This window comes from Parabacteroides sp. AF27-14 (assembly GCF_003635425.1).
GTDB classification, from domain to species: Bacteria; Bacteroidota; Bacteroidia; order Bacteroidales; family Tannerellaceae; genus Parabacteroides; species Parabacteroides distasonis.
This window is the reverse complement of sequence record NZ_QTLZ01000017.1, coordinates 1-6,894: the sequence shown is the minus strand read 5'-3', so window position 1 is coordinate 6,894 and position 6,894 is coordinate 1. Positions and strand designations below refer to the sequence as shown.

Below are 6,894 nucleotides of genomic sequence, written 5' to 3'. Positions count from 1 at the left end.
TCTGCGTAAGAAAGAGACAGCGCAATTCGAGTAAAAAAATGTGAAATGTAGTAGTGAAAAAGCACGTGCAGGTATGGAGGTCATAGGAATAAAATTACAAAAAGCAGTATTGATCATGATGTCAATAGTATCAATGTCAGGAATGTCAAGTTGTGAGGATCGTCTCGATTCACCCTGCCCGTCTACAGGTGGAGGCAAGACGGTGGAGGTATCGCTCAGCGTGGGTATCGCCGACGAGGATGATGCCGCTAGGCTCACCGGAAATCCCGTCTCTTCAAAAGTATCAGGAATGGCAAGTGGCTTTGGTTTTAATGTGAGTTTGGGGTCCACGGAGATTACCAAGGCGATATCTGTAGAGTTCGCCAAGCCGGATAAACTTTACGGTTTACAAATCGTACAGTATAAGTTTGGTTCGTATGATACGGCTCCGATCGGAAAAATTGATTTATCATCCAGCGACCTAGAGATTGGTTCTAGCTTTACGGGAGAACTTTCAGATAATGATGGTGATTATTGCCAATTGCTAGTGGTAGCCCGTGGAAAGAACACCGTCGGCACTTTCACGGTCGGCTCCTTGATGGGTAAGAAACTATCGGACATACAGAAAGATACTGCCTCAGTTTCCATGATCGAGGCCATAACCCCCGAGGCGTATGCGGCGAATTCTAATGTTATCAATGCCATGCCCTACGTTTTACACCTCCCAAAGGTGAGACTGGTGAATGATGGGGGAACTTACAAAATCCAAAGTCCGGATGGAGAGGACGTACGTATCCTCCTTCGTCGCTTGGCCGTCCGGCTTACACTAAGTTGGAAGAATAAATATGTGAGCAAGGGCTATAAGATGAACCAGATCCTCCTTAAATCCATCCCATCTGTCTATAGGCTAATACCCACACCGAATGAGAATGATGGTTATCCTTCCTTGATGGATCAATATCGTACGATCATGTTACCGGAATCGGCTGTAAAAGACGAGGGCAGTTATTCTTGCTGGGTCCCTGCGGTTGTAAGGGGTAAAAGTGCGAAGGCTACTTCCGATTATTACCGAACAAAGGAGAATGCCCCGAAAGGTAGCGCATACGCAACTTTCGTGACCCAAGACACCAGTGATGGCAAGAAGAAATTGAATTATCGTGTTTATCTGGGTGGCCCTTCGAGCCATGATTTCGACCTGTACGATAACACGAACTACATTTATAATGTAATGATGTCGCATACGTCTCTTCCCGTGGATGACCGCCGTGTGACGATCATAGACCCGATCCCCGCATCGGAAAACAATGGGAATTTCGTTCCCACGTCAAACTGTTTTATGGTAGCGCCGGGTGGTGCCTTCTGCTTCAATCCCTATACCTATTATGTAAACGGTTCCTCAGTTCCAAATGAGACTTTGCAAGATTGGTGCGGCGTGAGTGGCGAAACGTTGACAAAGCCGATCAAATCCGTGAAGGTCCTTTGGCAGACGTTGGAAGATGGTGATTTAGGTGACCCTGTCCTCGGTGCCGTCAATACATACGCCCCTCTAACGCCGGATGATGATCATACGAATATCGTTGATTTGAAAAGAGGCGAAAGCTTGGCTGATGCCCGTATCTATTGCCGTGTGACCCCGAATACAAGTGGTGGAAATGGTGTGATAGCGGGCTATTCCGGAGAGAATGGTACTGGAGATATCCTTTGGAGCTGGCATGTCTGGGTAACGGATTATGCCCCTTCCTCCATAGGTTCGGAAACCGTATTGGAAGAGAATAGGCGGAAATTGGTATATAAACAAGGAAGTAATACCCGATTGCCTATGATGGATCGTAATCTGGGAGCGGTAGCGGGCTATGACACAGTGCCGAATAAAGAGTTGGAGCGTTCCAAAGCGAATGGTCTGATGTATCAGTGGGGCCGGAAGGACCCGTATCGTAGTAGCTATACAAATAGTGTTATACCGGATATTCCTGTAAGTGAAACCATAGAGTCTCCTATGGATGGCTTATTGAGCTGTTATCGTGGGGATGGCATTACTTTCGCCATGATATCTTTCGATTACAGTACCCGCGTGAGTTATCAAACAGCTTATCAAAAACCGGAAGTTATGTATAAACCGGGTAAGCCAGACTTATGGTCGTCAAACCGTGACAGTACTTATATCTATTCATGGGGTATGGGAGGCGATAAAGGAGCTCACGATCCCTGTCCATCCGGTTGGCGGGTCTGTGCCAAGGAAGACTTTTATCCTTTATACTCTGCTTGGGGTAGTGGGAGCTTAAATCTGGTAGGCGACAAAAATGGTGTGAACGCTGGTGGCTATTTAATCTCTTATGACGATACAAATCGTTCACGGGGATCCTATTATCGATTACCGGGTTATTGGATGGGGAACTCTTTTGGACAAGTAGGTCAATTTGGATATTACTGGACAAGAGATATTAAAGGAACGGATCTTGATGGTCACGGTGGGTATCCCCTTCGTCTGAAATCGAATAAAACTGCTTGGGAAATGACTGTAGGTGGATATGAGAAGGAGGCTTTACTAATCCGTTGCATTCAGGAACGAGCGAATTGATGTGACAAACGGTAAAGGCTTCCTAACACACCTTTCCGGACAGTAAGTCCGAAATGTTAAATGAGTAGTGATTTGTAAAGAGACAAAAAGCGAAATGAAAGAAAATGGAAAAGAGGAAGGAAAATGGAAGATATTGAGAATGAAGGGATGAGAGAAAAAAAGTTGTCTCTTTCTTACGAAGAAAGAGACAACTTTCAGAATGACGGATAAATATCCGTTTTCGGGTGTAAAAGTAGCTCAAATTGCTGATAAAGGCAAGGAGAGTGCTTAAATCTTTTATCAAAATTTAAAAAGACAAACAATAGTGAGCCGTCGAGCGTGACGTGCCTTGTCCTATTAACATTTCCAAGGTATTGAAAAACAGCGGATAAAGAGCGATTTCTCTTTATTGTCTCTTTCTGCGTAAGAAAGAGACAGCGTGTTTGAAGCAAAAAAATGTGAAATGTAGTAGTGAAAAAGCACGTGCAGGTATGGAGGTCATAGGAATAAAATTACAAAAAGCAGTATTGATCATGATGTCAATAGTATGGATGTTAGGAATGTCAAGTTGCGAGGATCGTCTCGATACGCCCCGTCCATCTACGGGTGGAGGCAAGACGGTGGAGGTATCCTTATGCGTGGGTATCGCCGACGAGGTGGATGCCGGCTCTTTGGAGGCTGGACCACCCACGACTAAGGTCATAGGGAGCGGTGGAAAGGCAGGCTTCGACGTGCGGTTGGTACCCGCCAGCCGTACCAAGGCTGGGGGAGACGATGCTTTGGCTACCGTCAAGCCGGATAAACTTTACGGCTTGGAGGTCTGGCAATATGATACGAACGGTAATTTCAAGTCGGGGAAAGGGCTAAGCATTGGAGATGTAGAGATCGGTTCCTCATTCACGGTAACCTTGGATGCCTTGACCGATTGCCAATTGGTGATAATCGCCCGAGGCAAAAAAAATTCCACCTACACAGTCGGATCCCTTAGCGGGAAAAGTCTTTCCGAGGTACAGGGCACGACTGCCACCGCTTCCGCTATCGAGGGCATAACCGCCAGTGCCTACGAAACGGATAAGTCTGTAATCAACGCTATGCCATACATCTTGCACCTTCCGAAAGTGAAGGTCGTGAACGACGGCGGTGCTTACAAGATTCAAAGTCCTGACGGTACGGATATCCGTATCCTCCTTCGCCGGTTAGCTACCCGGTTGACACTGAATTGGAAGAATTTCCCTCAGAAAACCGGCTATGAGTTAGAGCAAGTCTTGCTCCAATCCATTCCCGTGGAGTATAAGTTGTTGAGACCAGAGAATACGGATACCTATCCCTCTCTATTGGATCAATACGCCACTATACAAGTAGAGAACGTATCGGACGAAGGGCGTTATTCCTGCTGGATCCCTTCCTTGGTACGTGGGGAGAGCACGGCCGCCACCTCCGATTATTATCGTACGAAAGCAAACGCCCCCAAGGGTAGCGCTTACGCCACGTTCATCTCCCGTTTCGTAACGGGAGGCGGTGGCGATAGCCAAAAGAAACTAAAGTACCGGGTCTATCTGGGTGGTAGTGTGAGCAAGGAATTCAACTTACTCGATAATACGAACTATATATATAATGTAACGATGTCGCATACTAAGCTCCCTGTGGACGACCGACGCGTCACGATCATCGACCCGATCCCAGCCTCTAGCAATAATGACAATCTGGTGCCTACGGCCAACTGTTTCATGGTGGTACCGGGTGGGGCTTTTTGCTTCAATCCCTATAAATATACGGTGAATGGTGTAACCGTAGATAATACCGTGATGCAGGGGACGGATTGGTGCGATGTCAGTGGCGAGATGATCTCGACTCCCATCAAATCAGTGAAGGTACTCTGGCAAACCTTGGAGGATGGTGATCTTGGCGATCCGGTACTTGGAGTCGTGAATAGTAGCGAAGACCATACGAATATCGTAGAGCTAAGGAACGGCTCCAGTCTCACGGATGCCCGTATCTATTGCCGTGTGGCCCCGAACACGAGCGGGGGCAGCGGAGTAATCGCCGCTTACGATGATGAGAACGGGACGGGTAATATCCTTTGGAGCTGGCATGTTTGGGTAACAGACTACGCTCCGTCTGCCATAGGGACGGAGACCGTATTGGAAAAGAATAAGAGAAAGTTCGTCCTAACGAATGGCACTACCACTACGCAGCCTCTCATGGATCGTAGCCTGGGGGCTTACGAAGGCTATGTGCAAGTTCCCGGAACTACTTTAGAGATGTCCCGTGTCGGTGGTTTTTACTATCAGCATGGGCGTAAAGACCCGCTTCCCGGCGCTTATACATCAGAACAATTACCTAATAAATATACCTTCACGTTAAATGCGGTGACACCTCCGAAGAACTGTCTGAACCGGTATTTACCGGATGGTTTTAACTGGCTGATACCGGAAATGAAGTCGAGAACTTCACTTCGTAACGCATATAAAAATCCACAGTTCCAAATTGCTGGAGCGAGTGGACAAGGTTGGTGCTCGGACGCAGCCCAGCCAGCTTGGGGTAGCATGAAAACAGTACACGATCCTTGTCCTGCAGGTTGGAGAGTACCTAGTAAGGCTGAACTTGAACCATTGACGGCACTTAATACGAGTATTCCTTCATCTGCGGTGAAGGAGGGAGGACTCCTTTTACGATACGATGCGGATCAGTCCCATCTGACATATATTCGATTTACGGGCTATCCCCCAATGCCTACGCAATTGAATGACGTAGGATTTTCCGGATACATGGGTACTTTTGATAGATCTGGTGGATCAAGACAAGTATTTACCGTGAGTCGGGGCGGTGGAATTATTGAAAGTCAGGCCGGTATTTGTTTCACGGCAAAACAAGTGTACGACGCTCATTCGATCCGCTGCATACAAGAACGGACGGATTGATACGACGAACCATAAAGGCTCCCCCACGTGCCTTGCCGCAAACGCTGGGGGAAACGTTCTTTGACATGATGAGATTAATAAGGAAAAGTGATAATCGCTGTTATCATATAAATTGTTATATTTGTATTCACTACTCAAAATAGTGATACTTATGGAAACGAGAAGAATACCGATCGGCATCAGCGATTACAAGAAAATGATAGATGAGGGCTATTATTATGTGGATAAGACCGATTTTATCCGTCAAATAATAGAAGAAGACGCTTTGATCACGCTTCTTCCCCGTCCGCGTCGCTTCGGCAAGACGCTGAACCTTTCGATGCTGCGGTACTTCTTCGAGAAGACTGATTGTAGTGTGTTCCGTCCGTTGTTCGATGGCAAGCGTATCCGGGAGTGGAAGGATTTCGATAAGCATCAAGGTCAATACCCTGTGATCATGTTAACGTTGAAGGACTGCAAGGCGGATACGTTCGAGGACACGTTGGTCAGAATAGGCTATGAGTTGAAAAACGAGTTTACTCGCCATGCTTACTTGCTCGATTCTCCTAAGATGCGGCCTAATTACTTGGATGACTTTATGGCACTTTATGAGGGCAAGGCTTCCCGGGGACAATTAGAGGGTTCGATCCGCTTGCTATCCGAACTGTTGACGCTCCATTGGGGCATGCCCCCTCTGGTATTGCTCGATGAGTATGACACCCCCATTCATGTGGCTTTCGACAAGGGCTTTTATGATCGGATGATCGTCTTCATGCGTAATTTGATGTCAATGGTTTTCAAGGATAATACGTCCATCTTCCGGGGGGTGATCACGGGTATCCTCCGTGTAAGCAAGGAGTCGATCTTTAGCGGGCTGAACAATATCGACGTGGATACCTTGCTGGATCGTCCGATGAGTACGGCGTTTGGCTTCACGCAAGTGGATGTCGACACGCTGCTCGACTCATACTCGTTGGGTGATCAGAAGTCAGAGGTCAAGCACTGGTATAACGGTTACTTGTTCGGGAATGAGGTGGTCTATAATCCATGGTCTGTATTGAACTATATAAATAAAGGTGGTGTCTTTGCCCCTTACTGGGTGAATACGGGCTCAGACGTGTTGCTTCGTCATTTGATAGCGGAGGGCCCCTCCCAAGTACGGAAGGGAATCGAGACGCTTGTCCAAGGCGGTAGCCTGTGTAGCGTGATTAACGACAAGCTGGCTTTCCCGGACCTGTTGTCTAGCGCTTCGAACATCTGGTCTTTCATGCTGTTCAGCGGCTATTTGAAAGCGTCGGAGGGGAGAATGACCCTGGATCACTTGATGTCGTACACCTTGGGGGTGCCGAACACGGAGGTTTCCACGGTTTTTTCTACGATCATCCGGGGTTGGATCAACGACGGCCCGGTGAAGAACGACCGCTTGGAGATGATGCTGCAGGCTTTGGACGAGAACGA

The 6,894-nt window shown here is 47.5% G+C and carries 3 protein-coding genes; all 3 read left to right on the top strand.

Annotated elements, in window-relative coordinates; genetic code table 11:
* Positions 1–115 precede the first annotated feature (115 nt).
* Positions 116–2,557 carry an FISUMP domain-containing protein gene (locus DWY79_RS15845; protein WP_233563994.1) on the top strand — a complete coding sequence of 814 codons (2,442 nt, stop codon included), beginning with the start codon at positions 116–118 and terminating at the stop codon, positions 2,555–2,557.
* A gap of 512 nt (positions 2,558–3,069) precedes the next feature.
* Positions 3,070–5,457, top strand: coding sequence for a DUF4906 domain-containing protein (locus DWY79_RS15840; RefSeq protein WP_233563993.1), 2,388 nt, complete (start codon positions 3,070–3,072; stop codon positions 5,455–5,457).
* A 151-nt stretch (positions 5,458–5,608) separates the two neighbouring features.
* On the top strand, positions 5,609–6,894 hold a 1,286-nt coding region (locus tag DWY79_RS15835; protein WP_122369688.1), incomplete at its 3' end, for an AAA family ATPase.

Excerpts from the sequence above, each read along its gene's own strand:
- DWY79_RS15845 (WP_233563994.1), top strand. The coding sequence starts at position 116 with ATGATGTCAATAGTATCAATGTCAGGAATGTCAAGTTGTGAGGATCGT.
- DWY79_RS15840 (WP_233563993.1), top strand. The coding sequence starts at position 3,070 with ATGATGTCAATAGTATGGATGTTAGGAATGTCAAGTTGCGAGGATCGT.